The organism is Pseudomonas sp. Con_6, assembly GCF_059379395.1.
Genome location: NZ_CM182011.1, coordinates 4205890 through 4222514, shown reverse-complemented (window position 1 = coordinate 4222514; position 16625 = coordinate 4205890). Strand labels below are relative to the sequence as shown.

General features: G+C 65.3%; 19 protein-coding genes and 1 pseudogene. 5 read left to right on the top strand and 15 right to left on the bottom strand.

From position 1 onward, the window contains the following. Positions 1 to 11 precede the first annotated feature (11 nt). Together AC5QPF_RS18630 and AC5QPF_RS18625 are read left to right on the top strand one after the other, a co-directional pair. A pseudogene (locus AC5QPF_RS18630) lies at positions 12 to 740 on the top strand (PAS domain-containing protein); the annotation flags it as partial. 183 nt (positions 741 to 923) lie between these two features. Continuing rightward, positions 924 to 1334: a methyl-accepting chemotaxis protein gene (locus AC5QPF_RS18625; RefSeq protein WP_375547409.1), complete on the top strand. Its 411-nt coding sequence runs from the start codon at positions 924 to 926 to the stop codon at positions 1332 to 1334. 93 nt (positions 1335 to 1427) lie between these two features. Here the strand turns inward: AC5QPF_RS18625 and AC5QPF_RS18620 are convergent, their stop codons facing one another. From AC5QPF_RS18620 to AC5QPF_RS18585, 8 genes are all read right to left on the bottom strand, one after another. Then, entirely contained in the window at positions 1428 to 2726 is a 1299-nt protein-coding gene (locus tag AC5QPF_RS18620) for an FAD-dependent oxidoreductase (protein ID WP_494959294.1), read from the bottom strand. A 224-nt stretch (positions 2727 to 2950) separates the two neighbouring features. Continuing rightward, a complete protein-coding gene (gene hpaD / locus AC5QPF_RS18615) occupies positions 2951 to 3871 on the bottom strand; it encodes a 3,4-dihydroxyphenylacetate 2,3-dioxygenase (protein WP_330077220.1) in 921 nt (306 codons plus the stop codon). Between the two features lie 217 nt (positions 3872 to 4088). After that, positions 4089 to 5021, bottom strand: a complete 933-nt coding sequence (locus tag AC5QPF_RS18610) for a phosphatidate cytidylyltransferase (protein ID WP_494959293.1) — start codon at positions 5019 to 5021, stop codon at positions 4089 to 4091. Position 5022: 1 nt separating this feature from the next. Beyond that, the gene (locus tag AC5QPF_RS18605) at positions 5023 to 5646 is read right to left on the bottom strand and encodes a 1-acyl-sn-glycerol-3-phosphate acyltransferase (RefSeq protein ID WP_494959292.1); all 624 of its coding nucleotides are present in this window, start codon (positions 5644 to 5646) and stop codon (positions 5023 to 5025) included. A gap of 9 nt (positions 5647 to 5655) precedes the next feature. Then, on the bottom strand, positions 5656 to 6111 hold the full coding sequence (locus tag AC5QPF_RS18600) for a hypothetical protein (protein ID WP_494959291.1): 456 nt from the start codon (positions 6109 to 6111) through the stop codon (positions 5656 to 5658). Next, entirely contained in the window at positions 6108 to 7427 is a 1320-nt protein-coding gene (locus AC5QPF_RS18595; RefSeq protein ID WP_494959290.1) for a phosphatase PAP2/dual specificity phosphatase family protein, read from the bottom strand. The genes AC5QPF_RS18600 and AC5QPF_RS18595 overlap by 4 nt, the downstream gene beginning before the upstream one ends. Next, positions 7427 to 9181: an alpha/beta fold hydrolase gene (locus AC5QPF_RS18590; protein ID WP_494959289.1), complete on the bottom strand. Its 1755-nt coding sequence runs from the start codon at positions 9179 to 9181 to the stop codon at positions 7427 to 7429. Before AC5QPF_RS18590 ends, AC5QPF_RS18595 begins: the two co-directional genes overlap by 1 nt. Before the next feature lie 27 nt (positions 9182 to 9208). Then, complete coding sequence (locus AC5QPF_RS18585) at positions 9209 to 9811, bottom strand: CDP-alcohol phosphatidyltransferase family protein (protein ID WP_494959288.1); 603 nt, start codon at positions 9809 to 9811, stop codon at positions 9209 to 9211. 163 nt (positions 9812 to 9974) lie between these two features. Between AC5QPF_RS18585 and AC5QPF_RS18580 the strand changes: the two genes are divergently transcribed. Then, positions 9975 to 10229, top strand: a complete 255-nt coding sequence (locus AC5QPF_RS18580; protein ID WP_494959287.1) for a TA system antitoxin ParD family protein — start codon at positions 9975 to 9977, stop codon at positions 10227 to 10229. Further along, positions 10226 to 10993: a type I methionyl aminopeptidase gene (gene map, locus AC5QPF_RS18575; RefSeq protein WP_494959286.1), complete on the top strand. Its 768-nt coding sequence runs from the start codon at positions 10226 to 10228 to the stop codon at positions 10991 to 10993. The genes AC5QPF_RS18580 and map overlap by 4 nt, the downstream gene beginning before the upstream one ends. A gap of 98 nt (positions 10994 to 11091) precedes the next feature. On the opposite strand, the gene AC5QPF_RS18570 is transcribed toward map, so the two are convergent. The 6 genes from AC5QPF_RS18570 to AC5QPF_RS18545 form a co-directional block, all read right to left on the bottom strand. Then, complete coding sequence (locus AC5QPF_RS18570) at positions 11092 to 11547, bottom strand: type II toxin-antitoxin system YhaV family toxin (RefSeq protein WP_494959285.1); 456 nt, start codon at positions 11545 to 11547, stop codon at positions 11092 to 11094. After that, positions 11547 to 11864, bottom strand: a complete 318-nt coding sequence (locus AC5QPF_RS18565) for a type II toxin-antitoxin system PrlF family antitoxin (protein ID WP_494959284.1) — start codon at positions 11862 to 11864, stop codon at positions 11547 to 11549. The genes AC5QPF_RS18570 and AC5QPF_RS18565 overlap by 1 nt, the downstream gene beginning before the upstream one ends. 82 nt (positions 11865 to 11946) lie before the next feature. Beyond that, complete coding sequence (locus AC5QPF_RS18560) at positions 11947 to 12675, bottom strand: ATP-binding cassette domain-containing protein (RefSeq protein WP_494959283.1); 729 nt, start codon at positions 12673 to 12675, stop codon at positions 11947 to 11949. Further along, the gene (locus AC5QPF_RS18555) at positions 12662 to 13312 is read right to left on the bottom strand and encodes an ABC transporter permease subunit (protein WP_494964202.1); all 651 of its coding nucleotides are present in this window, start codon (positions 13310 to 13312) and stop codon (positions 12662 to 12664) included. Before AC5QPF_RS18555 ends, AC5QPF_RS18560 begins: the two co-directional genes overlap by 14 nt. Continuing rightward, positions 13309 to 13974 carry an ABC transporter permease subunit gene (locus tag AC5QPF_RS18550; RefSeq protein WP_494959282.1) on the bottom strand — a complete coding sequence of 222 codons (666 nt, stop codon included), beginning with the start codon at positions 13972 to 13974 and terminating at the stop codon, positions 13309 to 13311. The genes AC5QPF_RS18555 and AC5QPF_RS18550 overlap by 4 nt, the downstream gene beginning before the upstream one ends. 10 nt (positions 13975 to 13984) lie before the next feature. Then, positions 13985 to 14764, bottom strand: a complete 780-nt coding sequence (locus AC5QPF_RS18545; protein WP_494959281.1) for a transporter substrate-binding domain-containing protein — start codon at positions 14762 to 14764, stop codon at positions 13985 to 13987. A gap of 281 nt (positions 14765 to 15045) precedes the next feature. On the opposite strand from AC5QPF_RS18545, the gene AC5QPF_RS18540 reads away from it, so the two are divergent. Next, positions 15046 to 15750: an FCD domain-containing protein gene (locus AC5QPF_RS18540; protein ID WP_494959280.1), complete on the top strand. Its 705-nt coding sequence runs from the start codon at positions 15046 to 15048 to the stop codon at positions 15748 to 15750. A 7-nt stretch (positions 15751 to 15757) separates the two neighbouring features. Here AC5QPF_RS18540 and AC5QPF_RS18535 read toward each other — a convergent pair whose 3' ends face one another. Further along, positions 15758 to 16609: an alpha/beta fold hydrolase gene (locus AC5QPF_RS18535; RefSeq protein ID WP_494959279.1), complete on the bottom strand. Its 852-nt coding sequence runs from the start codon at positions 16607 to 16609 to the stop codon at positions 15758 to 15760. Positions 16610 to 16625: the final 16 nt, after the last annotated feature.

The window sequence follows — 16625 nt, the reverse complement described above, 5'->3', positions numbered from 1 at the left end:
AGGATTCCCCCATGTTCCCCGCATACCGGCGGCTCAAGAAGGCGCTTGAAGAGGCAGAGGACCGGCTGTCATCGCTCGAGCAGGTAAAGCAGAGCCTGGATGACGAAATGCTGGTGCTGAAGCTGACGTCCCAGGGCGAGATCACCTCGGCCAACGGCAACTTCCTCGCAGAAATGCAGTACTGCGCAGGGGCCGTCGAGCGCAAGCTGCTCTTCGGCATGGTGCCGGAGTATGCCCAGGACACCAACCACTTCAAACTGATGAAGCGCGCGATCCAGAGCGGCGAGCACTGGGCCGGGGCCTTGCAGCTCAAGCGCGGCAACGGCCAGGAGGCCTGGTTGCGGGCCATCGTGCAGCCGATCCGCGACAAGCATGGCCAGGTCACCTATGTGTCGCTGTACGCCAACGACCTGACCCGCACCATCGAAACCTCGCGTGAGCGGGAAAACCTGATCGAAGCCCTGCAGCGCTCCACCGCAGTGGTCGAGTTCGACCTGCAAGGCAATGTGCTCAATGCCAACGAGCGCTTCCTCCAGGCCATGGGCTACAGCCTCGCGGACCTGAAGGGCAAGCATCACCGAATGTTCTGCGAGACAGCGGAGCACACTTCGGCGCAGTACGAGCGCTTCTGGGACAAGCTGCGCCGTGGCGAATTCATCGCCGATCGCTTCAAACGCATCGACAGCCATGGCCGCGTGGTCTGGCTGGAGGCCACCTACAACCCGATCTCCGACGCCCATGGGCGGCTGTACAAGATCGTCAAGTTCGCCACGGTGATCACCGACCAGGTCAACCGTGAGATCGCCGTGTCCCACGCGGCCGAGATCGCCTTCACCACTTCGCAGCACACCGATGACAGCGCTCGCCGTGGCAGCGTGGTCATCCAGGAAACCGTGGACGTGATCCAGGGCCTGGCGGTGCAGATGGCGGCGGCGGTAGAGGGGATTGCGGCGCTGGACAAGCAGTCGCAGCTGGTGGGCAGCATCGTCAAGAGCATCGGCGGTATCGCTGACCAGACCAACCTGCTGGCGCTCAATGCGGCGATCGAGGCGGCGCGGGCCGGCGAGCAGGGACGGGGTTTTGCCGTGGTCGCCGACGAGGTGCGCCTGCTGGCGTCGCGCACCACCAAGGCCACCGAGGAAATCGTCGACGTGGTGACCCAGAACCAGAAGCTCGCCGAAGAAGCCGTGCGCATCATCGAGCAGGGCAAGCAGCATGCCGAGCAGGGGCTTGAGCTGTCGGCGCAGGCGGGCAGCGTGATCGTGGAGATCCAGGACGGGGCGAAGAAGGTGGTGAATGCGGTGGGGCAGTTCACCAATCAGCTTTCAAGCTAAGCCTGCCTTGCCACGACCCTGTAGCTGGCTTGTCGTGTGACCAACCACTGCGAAGGACCTCGCAGTGGTCCCGGATAGCGGTATGGCAACTCTTCAGCGGCGGCCGTTGAAGAAGCCCGAAAGCTGGTGCAGGGTCTTGGCCGCCGTGAGGATCGCCGGGCGGAAGTTGTCCTTGCCGATGATCTTCGCGTGCTTCACCGAGCTGATCAGGTCGTAGCGGCTGGAGCCTTCGGCCATGCCCTCGGCGAGGATCTTGCAGATGATATGGCTCGGGGTCACCCCGAAGCCCGAGTAGCCCTGCACGTAGAACGCATTGCGTCGCCCGCTCAGGGTGCCGATCTGCGGGAACAGGTTGGCACTGGTGGCCATCGGGCCGCCCCAGGCCAGGTCGATCTTCACGTCCTTCAGGTAGGGGAAGATCTTCAGCATCAGCGCCCGGTTCCACGCCTTGAGGTCGTTGGGAATGTGCTCGACGAAGGGCGTGGCGGCGCCGAACAGCAGGCGGTTCTCGTTGGTCACGCGGTAATAGTCGATGACCGGGCGGATATCGCTGTAGGCGCCGCGGATCGGGCTGATACGCTGGATCAGTTCGTCGGACAGCGGTTCGGTCATCAACTGGAAGGCGAAGGTGTTGATGGTGCGGCTGTGCAGCTCCGGTTCCAGCTTGTTGAGGAAGCTGTCGCAGGCCCACAGCAGCTTGCGGGCCTTCACCGAGCCACGGCCGGTGCGCACGGTGATGGTGTCGCCATAGCTCACCTCCAGGGCGGCGCTGTGCTCGAAGATGCGCGCGCCGTGGCCAACCAGCGCCTGGGCTTCGCCGAGCAGCAGGTTCAGTGAATGCACGTGGCCGCCGCCCATGTGCAGCAGGGCGCTGCTGTAGGCGTCGGAGCCGATGATCTGCTTGACCTCGGAGCCGCCGAGGAAGCGGATTTCGTCCTTGGTGTTGACCTTCTTGAATTCCTTTTCCCAGGTGCGCAAGGTCTTGTCCTGGCGGGCGTTGAAGCCCATGTAGCCGTAGCCATGGCAGAAATCGGCGTCGATGGCGTACTTGGCGATGCGCTCCTTGATGATCCCGGCGCCCATTTCGGCGATTTCGAAGATCTGCTGCAGGCCCTGTTCGCCGACGCTGCTCTTGATCTTCTCCAGGTCGTGGCCGATACCGGCCATGATCTGCCCGCCATTGCGCCCGGTGCCGCCGAAGCCCAGGTAACGCGCTTCCAGCACCACGATGTTGGTGATGCCTTTTTCGGCCAGTTCCAGGGCGGTGTTGATCCCCGAGAAGCCGCCGCCGATCACCACGACATCGGCTTCGATATCGTTTTCCAGGGTGGGGAAGGCGAGGTTGTACTTCTTGGTTGCGGAGTAGTAGGTGGGCGTTTCGACGTTGATCATGGTGGCGGCCTGAATAATTGGAGTTGGCTGAGGCGACAAGGGCGACCGGGAGCATTTGTTACACTTTGCATTAAATGCCTAACGAGCGGTAGGTTCTTGACTCAGCCTGCTGTCGGATTTGATCGGGGCTGCCAGGGGGGAGGGGGGAAGAAGGAGCGGTTTACACCGACCCTGTGGGAGCGGGTGGCCAGCCGCGAGAAGGTGGGCTGGCCGGGAGAATGAGCTTACAGCCGGCCGACCGCCGCCAATTGCCCCGCCGAGGCCTGCGCCTCGGGAATCGCCGATCCATCCTGCGGCGTCACCGGGAAGATCGCATTGATCTGCCCCGTCGCCGACGAACCGAAGTACGGCGTCACCACCTCGGCCTTGCCGTCGTACTTCGACCAGCCCAGCGCGCCCAGCAGCATCGCGGTGTCATGCATGAAGCCTTCGCCATGCCCCTTCACCGCGTACTCCGGGAGCATGGTGCAGAAATCGTCCCACTCGCCGTTCTCCCACATCTGCACCACGCGGTGGTCCAGGGTTTCCAGGAACGGGCTCCAGACCTTGTCGGCGAACTGCGGGGCCTGGCCATTCTGGGCGAAACGGTGGGACAGCGAGCCGCTGGCGAGGAAGGCCACGGTGCCGTCGTAGTGGTCTTCCACCGCCTTGCGCAGGGCCCAGCCCAGGCGCGCGCTGTCGTTGAGGAAGTGCGAGGTGCACAGTGCAGAAACCGAGACCACCTTGAAATGCTGGTCTTCGTTCATGTAGCGCATTGGCACCAGGGTGCCGTACTCAGGGCCGAGGCTGGTGGCGTCGTGGGCCATGGTCTCGACCCCGTAGCGGTTGGCTTCGGCGGCCATCAGCTTGCCCAGCTCGGCGTTGCCCGGCACTTCGTAGTCCATGTTGGCGATGAAATGCGGCAGCTCGTTGCTGGTGTAGGTGCCCTTGAAGTGCGGGTTGCAGTTGATGTGGTAGTTGGCGTTGACCAGCCAGTGGGTGTCGAACACCACCAGGGTGTCGACGCCCAGCTCGCGACAGCGCCGGGAAATTTCCTTGTGGCCGTCGATCGCGGCCTGGCGATAGCCCTGGCGCGGGCCGGGCAGTTCGGACAGGTACATGGAGGGAACGTGGGTGATCTTGGCAGCCAGAGCAAGTTTGCCCATGACGGTAACTCCTGGTGGCGGACGCCCTCGACGGTCGGGGCGCGGCGATTATGGGGGTGTTGGCACGCAGGCGATACCGGCCATTGTCGGCTCTTGTGGGTCAGGCCTGGCACCTCCCGACCCGGGAAATGCTGGCTGCCCATTGGACACGCTTGCCGAGAGCGCTGCTTGCCTTCCTCTGCCACCCACTTGATTCAGCTTGCCACGGGCTGCCGGCTCACGCCCACCAGTAGCGGACGAAGTGAAAGAAGATCGGCGCCGCGAAGCACACTGAGTCCATGCGATCGAGCATGCCGCCATGGCCTTCGATCATGTGGCCCCAGTCCTTCACCCCGCGGTCGCGCTTGATCGCCGACATCACCAGGCCGCCGAAGAAGCCCATCACGTTCACCACCAGCGCCATCAGTGCCGCCTGCCACGGGCTGAACGGGGTGATCCAGTACAGTGCCGCACCGACCAGGGTGGCCAGGGCCACGCCGCCCACCAGGCCTTCGAGGGTCTTGGACGGCGACAGCGACGGCGCCACCTTGCGCTTGCCGAACAGCTTGCCGCAGACGTACTGCAGCACGTCGCTGATCTGCACCACGAGAATCAGCCAGGCGATCAGCAGCAGGTTGCGCCCCTCGTAGCCGGGGATGTCGAGGGTCATCAGTGCTGGCACTGAGGACAGGCAGTACACCGCGATCATCAGCCCCCATTGCACCTTCGACGCCCGTTCGAGGAAGCGAGTGGTGTCACCGCCGAAACTGGCGAGGATCGGCAGAAGCAGGAACAGATACACCGGGATGAAGATGCTGAACAGCCCGTACCAGTCGAAACCGATCAGCAGGTACTGCACCGGCAGCGCCACGTAGAACGCCAGGACCAGTGCCGGGTAATCGCCGCGCCGGGTCGGGGTGAGGGTGATGAACTCGCGCAGTGCGTAGAACGACACCAGATAGAACAACACGATCACCCCGGTCTTGCCGAAGATGAAGGCCAGGCCGATGACCAGGACCATCACCCACCAGGCATCGATGCGTGCGTTGAGGTTGTCGATTACCGCGTGGGGGCCTTCGCCTGTACGCCATTTCAGCACGCGTCCGACGAGGCTGGCGAGCAGCAGCAGGGCGCCGATGCCGGCGAACAGTGGCCAGGTGCTCTGTTCCATCTCAGGACTCCTTCGGGGCCAAGGCCAGCAGGGCCTGGGTCGCACGGTCGATGAAGGACTGCTTGCTCTCGTCGGCCTGCAGGTGCAGCGGCTCGCCGAAGCTCAGGGTGCACAGCAGTGGCAGGGGCAGGGTGCGGCCCTTGGGCATGACCCGGTTGAGGTTGGCGATCCATACCGGCACCACCTCGATCTGCGGACGCGAGGCGGCGAGGTGGAACAGGCCGCTCTTGAACGGCAGCAGCGGCTCGTCACCGAGGTTGCGGGTGCCTTCGGGGAAGAAGATCAGCGAATCGCCGGCGGCCAAGGCCTCCTTCACCGGTTGCAGTGGGTCTGCCTGCGGCTCGCTGCGCTGGCGGTCCAGCAGCACGCCGTTGAATACCTTCTGGATCAGGAAGCTGCGGATGCCTGGCTTGAGCCAGTAATCGGCCCCGGCCACCGGGCGGGTGCGCCGGCGCAACGTATCTGGCAGCGAAGCCCAGATCAGCACGAAGTCGCCGTGGCTGCTGTGGTTGGCGTAGTACAGGCGCTGGATCGGCAGCGGGCTGCAGCCCAGCCACAGGGCGCGGGCGCCGGTGACCAGGCGGGCGAAGGAGGTGATGAGGAAGGCAGTGAAGGTGGCGAGCATGATGGGTCCTTATGCAGCCAGTGGAAACCAGGGTAGAAGCAGCAGCCCGAACAGGGCGAGGGCGACCTGAAGGGCGAGGCAGATAGCCTGCCCGCGTAGCAGACGCAGGGCGCCGCGGCAGCGCGAGAGCCAGTCGCGCTCGCGGCCAGGGGGGGTCAGGCCCAGTTCGTAGAGCGACTGGTCGAGGGCGCGGGTGCGACTGCTGAGGCGCCCGGCATCGGCAGCCAGGGCGCCGATCAGCTCGGCGTCCAGCGCCACCCTCATGGCGTGGTACTTCTGGGCCAGGCCAAGGATCAGCAGCAGCGCGCAGAGTACGCCGGTCAGCACGGGATGGCGGGCGGCGACGAACAGTGGCGTCATGCCCATCACCAGGGCGACCAGGCTGATGCCGTCGGACAGGCGCTCGATCTGCCGGCCACGTCGCAGCAGGCGCGCGGTCAGGGCCAGTTGCGGTTCTTCGCTCATGGACAGGGTCCCGGGGGCAGTTGTTCCAGCAGGCGGCGGTGGGCCGGATACAGCACCACGCCGGGGCGGGCGCGGCGGATCAGGGCTTCGGCGGCATCGACGTTGGCGCAGCGTCCGCTCAGCACCAGCCAGGCCGCCACCACGCTGGCGCTGCGCGAGTAGCCGAGGGCGCAGCAGACCAGCAGCGGACCGTGCTCGCGCAGGGCTTGGATGGCGCTGGCTGCTTCACGGCAGCGTTCGCTATCCGCCACTACCAGGTCCAGGCACGGCAGGCTCCGGTAATGCTGGCCGGGGGCGGGATGCACCGGTAGCTCCGCGCACAGGTCGATGATGCTGGCGAATTGGGTTGCCTCGCCGCGTGCTGGCAGGCGCCCGAGAAAGACACCATCGCAGACTTCATCGGCCTGGGGGTGTCGGAGGGTCCACAGCCGAGAGTTGACCCAGGCCGCGGCGAGGTAGGGTGCCAAGAGCCAGCGCACGGCGCAGGACTGGCTGCCATCAGCGCGCTTCTGGAAGCCGTCGGCACCGAACAGCCCGTAGTTCAGGGCCACCAGCAGCAGCGCCACCCCAGGCCACAGTAGCCAGAGCCAGACGCCTTGCAGGGTGAAGGCGACTGCGGCAAGGATTCCGGCGCCGGCGGCATAGCGTGCGGCGAGGTGGTAGCGTCGCGCCGAAGCCGGTGGACGCGCCAGGCGCAACGGCGAAAGCCCTTCCCGCGGCCACAGCCACAGGCACAGGAAACCGGCCAGGGCGCCGGTGGGCAGGTCGATGAAGTGATGCTGCCAGGTGGTCAGGATCGACAGGCCGATCAGCGCCATCCAGCCGTGCATCAGCAGGCGCAGCCCGCGCCCTGGGGTATGCCGGGCGAACATCGCCCAGACGATCACCAGCAGTGCGATATGCAGCGAGGGCGCCTGGTTGTAGGGCTTGTCGAAGCCCATCAGCACATCGAACAACCAGCCGAACACGCCGCTCAGTTCAGGCCGTTCGAAGGTGAAACGCAGTGGCCAGAGCAGGAAGCAGGCTACGCAGATCAGTTGCGCGCTGAGCAGGCGCAGGGCATGCAGGTCCATTTCCCGGCGGGTGCGCGGCAAGAGGAAGGACAGGCCGTAGAGCAGGTCGATCGACCAGTACGGCACGATGCTCCAGGGCCACAGGGGAATGGCGCTTTCCCAGGCGAACACCAGGCTGCCGATATCGTTGCGGCGGGCGGTGAAGTTGTTGCTCAGGCCATAGCTCAGGAAGAACAGCGGGCCGAGCAGGAGCAGCCAGAGCACGCCCCGGCGGATCAGCCCGGCTTCCCGTGGGGTATGCATCAGCGCACCCGCTGGGCGAGGCTGACGCTGAAGATGCCCCATTCGTCGATGCGCTGTTCCAGCTTGCGGAAGCCGGCGGCCTCCACCAGTTGATCCATTTCCGCCTGGCTACGGCGGCGCATGACCCAGGCCTGGCCGCCACGGTGGCTGGTCAAGGCGCGGGCGATCATCTCCAGCTGCGGGTGCCATGGCTGGCTGGTGTAGACCAGGTAGCCGCCATCCTCCACGGCATCGGCCAGGCCACCCAGGGACGCGCGGACCAGGTCGTTGTCGGGGAACAGTTCATACAGACCGGAGACCACCGCCAGGGTTGGGCGCGGGTCGAGGGCGGCGAGAGAGACGCGGTCGAAGGCATCGCCACGGACGAAGCGGGCGATGTCGGCCAGGCCCTTTTCCGCGATCAGGGCACTGCCCTGGTCGACGTTCAGCTCGCTGTAGTCGCGCAGCAGGATCGAGTCGGGACGTTGCTCCAGGCCCTGCAAGGCTTCGAGGATGTAGCGGCCATGGCCGGCGGCGATATCGACGATATGCACTGGCCGGCCTTGCCCGCGCAGGCGTTCGATGGCCAGGCGCAGCAGTTCCTCGGCGTGCAGCTTGCGCTGGCGGATGCCGCGCCAGCCGATGGCATTCAGGTAGTTGCGGTCCACCGCCTTGCCGAAGCCACCCTTGCCGGTGGCCTGGTTGCGGTAGATATAGTCCAGGGTGCTGCCGGAATCGAAACCGGTGTCGAAGCCCAGCCTGATCCCTTCGGAGAACTGCCGGCCCAGGCGCAGCGAGGCGCGGGTGGCCTGCCAGTAGAGGTTGGCCGGCGAGTATTTGGGCAGGGGCGCGGCCAGGGTCTCGGCCTCGGCGCAACTGGCGCCGTGGCGGTCGGCGTCGAGCAGGGACGGGCGCTCCGGCGCCCGGGCGAAGCATTCGCCGATGAAGCGGCGGATCCGCGCCAGGGCATGGCCGCGGTCCCGTTCGCCGAGTGTGTCGTGGAAGAAGCCGGGCAGCACGTGCTTTTCCTTGTGCAGGGTGCCAAGGCGCTCGAAGAACTGCTCCTGGGGCTTGCGCCTGACCACGAAGTCGGACCCGGAGATCAGCACCTGGGTGGGGATCTGGATGGCCTGGGCATCGGCCACCACGCGGTCAGCGGCGTCGTACAGACCGAGCAGCATGTTCACTGAGATTGGTCGGGTGATCAGCGGGTCGCTGCGGTAGGACAGCACCCGTTCCGCATCGTGGGTGAGCAGTTGCGGCTTGACGTAGCTGTTGACGAAGAAATTGCCGCGCCAGGCCCGCAGCAGCTTCAGGCCGGGGCGGGCGAAAGGCACGTAGAGCTTGATGTCGAACGCCGGGGAGGCGAGTACCAGGCAGCGCACCTTGGGCGCGTAGTCGTGGGCCCAAGTCGCCACCAGCACCGCGCCGACGCTCTGCGCCACCACGGCGATCTCCTGCTCGGGAATGCCGTGCTGTTCGCCGATATGGTCGATGAACGTCTGTACGTCGCGCACGCTGTGGGCGAAGCCCGGGCTGTCGCCGCGGGTGCCGGGGGACTGGCCGTGGCCGCGGGCGTCCCAGGCAAAGAAATCGTGGTCGGGCAGGTTCAGCTCGTCCACCAGGTGGGCCATGCGCCCGCCGTGCTCGTGGCCGCGGTGGAATAGCACCACCGCACGTTTTTCCTGGCCCGGTTCGCGTTGCGCGGGCCAGTGGCGGTAGAACAGCTCTACGCCGTCATGGGTGGTGAAATGCAGGGAGTGCGCCTGGCGCATGGGACGATTCCTTATCCGGCGGGACAGTCAGCGGGTTTCGGCCAGACCGCGGCGCACCCGGTTGTAGAGGGTATAGAGGCAAAGCAGGAGGACGACCAGCAAGGCGCCATTGATCCAGGCGGCGGGCAAGGCGAAGGCGACTCCAAGGCCGAGTGCACCGAAGACGAAGGCGCGGTCGCTCTTGCCCATGGGCCCGTCGTAGCGTCGCGAGGCACCCGCCAGCGGGCCCATGACCCCGGCGTACTCGCTGACCAGCGCGGCAACTGCCACCAGCACCACCAGCAGCGGCGAGACGTCAGGCAAGAGCGCGAAGGGCAGATACAGCGCGGTGTCGGCGGTCACATCGCAGAGTTCGTTGAGGTAGGCGCCCAGGCGCGATTGCTGGCCGAACTCGCGGGCGAGCATGCCGTCGACGGCATTCAGTGCCATGCGCAGCAGCATCCACAACGGCAGCAGGGCGAACAGCCAGGCATGGCTGGCGCCCCAGGCCAGGAGCAGGCCGAGCACGACGGAGACGAGGGCGGCGACCAGGGTCACCTGATTGGCGGTGACGCCGCGCTCGTACAGGCGGGTGACGCCGGGCCGCAACAGCGCCTGGAAACACGGTTTGAGCTGGTAGATCGATGGCACGTGTCTGACTTCCCTGATGTTTTCGCGTCGGCTTTGACAAAGCGTAAGCGTGAAACTGTGCTTTTCCAGTGAGTCGCCGTACAGCGGATCAAGCGGGAAATGTTACCCAGTGCAAGTTTTCGGCTAATATACGAATCGTCTGCGTTTCGTATAGGAACTTTCTATGGGTATCGTAAAGATCTCGGAATCGATGCATGAGAGCCTTCGCGTCGCCAGCAATGCGCTGAGCCGCTCGATCAACGCCCAGGCCGAACACTGGATGCGCATCGGCATGCTCGCCGAGCTGCACCCCGACCTGAACCACAATGAAATCTGCCGCCTGCTGATCCAGGCCGAGCAACAGGGCGGCCTCGACCTCAAGCGCGTCTGCGCACTCGAAGGCACGCCGATCAACCTTGCCATGGAGGCCCAGCATTGAAAGGCGTGACCCTTCACTCCAAAGAACAGATCGCCCAGGCCCGCGTTGCCGCCGAACTTGCCGCCGACGTGCTGGCGATGATCGCTCCTCACGTGCAACCTGGCGTCAGCACCGATGAGCTGGACCGCCTCTGCCACGACTACATCGTCAATGTGCAGAAAGCCACGCCGGCCAATGTCGGCTACCACGGCTTTCCCAAGACCCTTTGCGTGTCGGTCAACGAAGTGGTGTGCCACGGCATACCCTCGGGACGGGTGCTCAAGGACGGCGATATCGTCAATATCGATACGGCGGTGATCAAGGACGGCTGGTTCGGCGACACCAGCCGCATGTACTGCGTCGGCCAGGTCAGCGCCGAGGCGCAGCGCCTGGTGGACGTGACCTTCGAGGCCATGTGGGCAGGCATCCGCGCAGTGAAGCCGGGCGCGACCCTGGGTGATATCGGCCACTCCATCCAGGCGGTGGGCGAGGGCGCCGGCTTCAGCGTGGTGCGCGAGTACTGCGGCCATGGCATCGGCCGCATCTACCACGACGAGCCCCAGATCCTGCATTTCGGCCAGCCCGGCTACGGCATGAAGCTCAAACCGGGGATGATCTTCACCATCGAACCCATGCTCAACGCCGGCAAGCGCCAGACCCAGACCCTGGCCGACCGCTGGACCGTGGTGACCCGCGACAGCTCGCTGTCGGCGCAGTGGGAGCACATGGTGGTGGTGACCGAGGACGGGTTCGAGGTGCTGACGACCTGGCCGGAGGATCGTTGAAGCCTGTTTAGGGGCCCACCAGAGATGACCTCTGATGATTATTGAGGTGGCTGTTGTCTTGCAGGTTAGTCTCTACGAGCCAGCTCGGCCTATTTTGGTTATTTTTCCTTCCAGTCTCCCTGGGCCGTTGCGATCAATGCGTTCCAGTCATCTGGCGGATTGCCCTGGCCCAGCATCTTCTCGAACACGGCGTAGGGATCGGACCGGCTGCCCGCCGATCTCAATGTCTGTTCATCGTTGACCCACGCGAAAACGATCACCCTGGATCTTGAGTCATAGCGGAAGAACAGCCGAAAGCGCCTGCCGATCTTGGCCCGTCGCCAATGACGATAGGCCGTGCCCAGCGTATTGCCCTGTCGATATTCGTCCCGTGCCGGGTCGGTGGGAATGACCTCCAGAATCAGCTGACTCAGAGCTCGCAGCAGCTTCACGTTGGCATTGCTTTCATCGCCTTGCGAGTCATTCTGCTCGGCCCGGGCTGCGGCCGCTTGCAGTTTGCCCAGTTGCGCGACCACGCCCTGATGGAATAGCAGTGTCCAGCCATGTCGCTGCATCAGAGAGAGACCTCGCCTTCGATGTCCTCGTCGAGCTCGATGTCGTGGCCAGCGTTCGCCAGCAGGGTTTCAGCGAGCTCTTGCGGTAGCGTCTGGAGGTTGCGGCCGGCGCGAATATCGGCTTCCAGCAGGCTGAGGAATGCACCGATGGCAGGATCTTCGTGGACTGCGTCTGCGCGGCTGACCACCACCTCGCCAGCGCGTACGTCGAATGCGATCTTGCCGCCGGTGTCCAGGCCGAGCAGTTGGCGCACGGATTTCGGGACGGTGACCTGGCCCTTGGACGTCAGGGTGGCAATTTCGTGGAGGCTTGGCATGAGAGGGGATTCCCGAAGTGATTGTGATTATGGTAAGGAAAGTTCCTTACCATGGCAACTCCCCAGGCAGTCTGGTCTCAGCCTAGGCCACGCTACCAATGAAATTCGCCAGCTCCGGCGTCTGCGGTGCATCGAACAGCACCTTCGGATCGCCCATCTCATGCACCTTGCCCTGATGCATGAACACCAGCTTGTCGCCGACCTCGCGGGCGAAGCGCATCTCGTGGGTGACCATCACCAGGGTCATGCCTTCCCGGGCCAGCTCGCGGACCACCGCCAGTACCTCGTTGACCAGCTCGGGGTCCAGCGCCGAGGTGATCTCGTCGCACAGCAGCACCTTCGGCGACATCGCCAGGGCGCGAGCGATGGCCACCCGTTGCTGCTGGCCACCGGAGAGCTGGTCGGGCCAGGCGTCGAAACGCTCGCCAAGGCCGACCCGCGCCAACATCCGCTGCGCCAGCTCGCGGGCCTCGGCCTTGGGCGTCTTCTTCACCAGTTGCGGGGCGAGCATGACGTTCTCGCCGATGCTCAGGTGCGGGAACAGGTTGAACTGCTGGAAGATCATCCCGACCTTCTGCCGTAGCGAGCGCAGGTCGGCGCGGGCGGCGTCGAGGTATTCGCCGTCCACCTCGATGACCCCATCATTGATCGACTCCAGGCCGTTGAGGGTGCGCAGCAAGGTGCTCTTGCCCGAGCCGCTGCGGCCGATGATCGCCACCACCTCGCCTTGCTCGATGCTCAGGTCGACGCCCTTCAGGACATGGTTGTTTCCGTAGTACTTGTGCAACGCGGACACTCTAACCAGCGGCATGCAGCCTCCTCTCCAGGTAACGGGCACCCAGCGACAGTGGAAAACACAGAATGAAGTAGCCCAGGGCGACCAGGCCGTAGATCAGGAAGGGTTCGAAGGTGGCGTTGGCCAGCATTCCGCCGGTCTTGGTCAGCTCGGTGAAGCCGATGATCGAGGTCACCGCGGTGCCCTTGACCACCTGCACCGAGAAGCCCACGGTCGGCGCCACGGCGATGCGCAGGGCCTGGGGCAGGATCACGTGGCGCAGTTGCTCGTAGCGGTTCAGTGCCAGGCTCGACCCGGCCTCCCACTGGCCGCGCGGGATCGACTCCACGCAGCCGCGCCAGATCTCGGCGAGAAAGGCGCTGGTGAAGAGGGTCAGGGCCAGTGCGGCGGCCATCCAGGCCGAGACGTCGATGCCGAACAGGGCGATGCCGAAGAACACCATGAACAGCTGCATCAGCAGTGGCGTGCCCTGGAACAGCTCGATGAAGCAGCGGGCCAGGCCGCGCAGGGTGGCGTTTTCGGAAATCCGCGCAATCAGTACCAGCAACCCGCCAAGACCGCCGCAGACAAAGGCCACCAATGACAGCAGCAGCGTCCATTGCAGGCCGGTGAGCAGGTTGCGGACGATGTCCCACAAGGTGAAGTCCATCAGCCTCTCCTCAGGATCAGGTGGCGACCCAGCAGGTTCAGGAGCTGGCGCACAGTGATTGCCATCGCCAGGTAGACCAGGGTGGTCAGCAGGTAGGTCTCGAAGGCACGGAAGTTGCGCGACTGGATGAAGTTGGCGGCGAATGACAGCTCCTCGGTGGCGATCTGCGAACACACCGCCGAGCCGAGCATGACGATCACGATCTGGCTCGACAGCGCCGGCCACACCCGCGCCAGTGCCGGGCGCAGGATCACGTGGCGGAAGGTCTCGGCGCGACTCAGCGCCAGCGCCGCGGCGGCCTCCAGCTGCCCCCGGGGGATGGCCTGGATGCCGGCGCGGATGATCTCGGTGGAGTAGGCGCCGAGGTTGATCACCATGGCCAGTACCGCCGCCTGCCATTCGCTCATGCGCAGGCCCAGGGCCGGCAGGCCGAAGAAGATGAAGAACAGCTGGACGATGAACGGCGTGTTGCGGATCAGCTCCACGTAGGTCGCGAAGAACCAGTTGAACGGCCGCAACTGCCAGGCACGGGCCACCGCGCCGAGGATGCCCACGGCCACCCCGACCAGGGTGCCGATCAGGGTCAGTTCCAGGGTGAACAGCGCGCCCTTGAGCAGCAGGTCACTCTGGCTCAGGACTGCGGCGAAATCGAATTGATAGGCCATGCGCGCGAGCTCACTGGAAATCGGCGGGCAGCGGCTGCTTCAGCCATTTCTCGGCGTTGCGGTTGAGGCTGCCGTCGTTGCGGGCCTCGGCGAGGATGGCGTTGACCTTCTCGCGCAGCGCCGGCTGTTCCTTGGCCATGCCGACGTAGACCGGCGAATCCTTGAGCTTGACCTTGAGTACCGGGACTTTCTTCGGGTTCTTCTCGGCAATCGCTGCCATGACCACGCTGCCGCTGGCGATCAGGTCGACCTGGCCGGACAGGTAGGCGGCGATGGTCGAGTTGTTGTCCTCGAAGCGCTTGATCGTGGTGCCCTCGGGCGCCACGGCGGTCAAGGCCATGTCCTCGATGGCGCCACGGGTGACGCTGATGGTCTTGCCGGCCAGGGCCTGGACATTGTCGACCGGGCTGGCCTCGGGGCCGAATACCGCCAGGTAGAACGGTGCGTAGGGCAGGGAGAAGTCCACCACCTGCTCGCGCTCGGGGTTCTTGCCGAGGCTGGAGATGACCAGGTCGACCTTGCCGGTGGTGAGGAAGGGGATGCGGTTGGTGCTGTTGACCGGAGTCAGGGCCAGCTTGACGCCGAGCTTGTCGGCGAGCAGTTGCGCGGTGTCGATGTCCAGGCCGCGGGGCTTGAGGTCCGGGCCGACCGAACCGAAGGGCGGGAAGTCCTGGGGTACGGCGACCTTGAGCACGCCACGCTGGCTGATGTCGCCGAGCACGTCGGCCTGGGCGGTGAGGGTGCTGCCGCAGAGGAGGGCGGCCAGCAGAAGGGTACGCAGTTTACGCATGGTGGTGACCTCATGGCGGATCGATGGGCTGAAGCGGATGCCAAGGGCCATTGCAGCGGGCGTGCCACAAGCGGAAATATCCTGAAAAACGAGGGCTATCCCCGTGTTTGAGCGGTATTACTGGTCTGAACAGTTGGCGTGCTCATATCCGTCACGATTGCCGCGTCTGCGCCGAAAAAAGGCAGTGTTTGCGGGGCTTGCGCCAGTTTGGGGCCGCACTTGCGCGAGGTACGGAAAAGGACGTAAAACAGCGAATCCTTCGTTCCGACCGGTCTGAACACATGCTCGACGCCCCTACCCGAAGTGCCGTCCCCGAACAGGCCCAGCAGGCCATCCAGCGACTGATCCGCGAGGGCGGCTACCAGGCGGGCGATGCCTTGCCATCGCAGCGCGACCTGGCCGAGCGCCTCGGTGTCAGCCGCGCTTCGTTGCGCGAGGCGTTGTCCTCGCTCAGTGCGCTGGGGGTGATCACCGTGCAGCCGGGCAAGGGCGTGTTCGTCCAGTCCGCCAAGGTAGAGGCAGCAGGGGAGTCGTCGTGGTTCAGCTGGCCGTTCGCCGCGCAGATCGGTGCGGCGGATACTTTCCAGTTGCGCTACGTGCTGGAAGGCTTCGCCGCCGGCCAGGCCGCCAGTGCGCTGACCGCCGACGATCTCGACGATCTTGCGGCGAATGTCGAGGCCATGCGGGTGGAGTTGCGCGCGGGCAACTTCGAGGCGGCGGCGCGGCTGGACTTCGCCTTCCACCGGCGCCTGCTCGAAGCCGCTGGCAACCGGGCGATGCTGCACGTGGTGACGGCCAGCGAGGCGATCTTCATCGAAAGCCAGAAACTGCCGTTCATTCGCCCCGAGCGGGCGATGGAAACCTGGCAGGAACACCGCAAGATCCTCCGCGCCCTGGGCCGGCATTCGCCCGCGGCGGCGCAGAAGGCCATGCAGGAACATATCCGCAATGCGGCGGCGCGCTCGGGGATCGTGTTCGCCGGGTGAACCGTCGCTAGCCCTGGCCCAGCAGCCAGCCCAGCGCGTCGTCCCACAGCGGCTCGGCGCCTTCGCGGAAATAGCCCATGTGCCCCAGCCCGCGTCCTGTCGCCGGACGCAGGTCACGCAGGATCAGCGGGGCATTGCGGTAGGCCTTGACGAAGGCATCCCGCGAACGGGGCGGGGCCCAGGGATCGTCCAGCGCCGTGGCGAAGACGCAGGGCATGCGCACCCTGGCGTAGGCCTCATGCAGGTGCTGCATGTCCGGGTCATCGAAGTAGTAGTGCGGGTAGCGGCACCAACGCTTCCAGTCGCGATACACCCCCAGCGGCAGGTCGTCGCCCATCCCCAGCACGCTCCAGGCCATGTAGCCCTTGGCGGCGACGATCGCTGGCAGGACGCAGCTCCATAGCAGGCGTACCTTGAGCGCTTCGCCCGGCGGCATCCAGCCGGCCCAGCCGGCACCGCTGCCGAAGCTGTAGCAGGCGGTGATGGCCGAGGGCTCGGGAAGCAGGCCGATGGCGTGGCCACCGAAGGAGTGACCGACCCAGTACAGAGGCAGGTGGTCCGTGGCCAGCAGGTCGACGGCGGCGGCGAGGTCCTGGCGGGCCCAGTCCAGGTAGGACATCTCGAAGCCCTTCAGTGAGGCCGGGCGCGACTGGCCGACACCGCGATAGTCGAGGGTCAGCACGTTCAGGCCCTGGCGTGCGGCATGCTCGGCGAAGCGCCGGTAGAAGCGCTGCTGGACGCCGGTGGCGCCAGCCACCAGCAGATTGCCGCGCGGCGTGCCGCAGGCGTCGTAGCGGGTGGCAACGAGGGGATAGCCGTCGCAGGTGGTCAGGGGGATCTGCACTGTTTTCCATTCCATTCGTAGTGGATGTTCG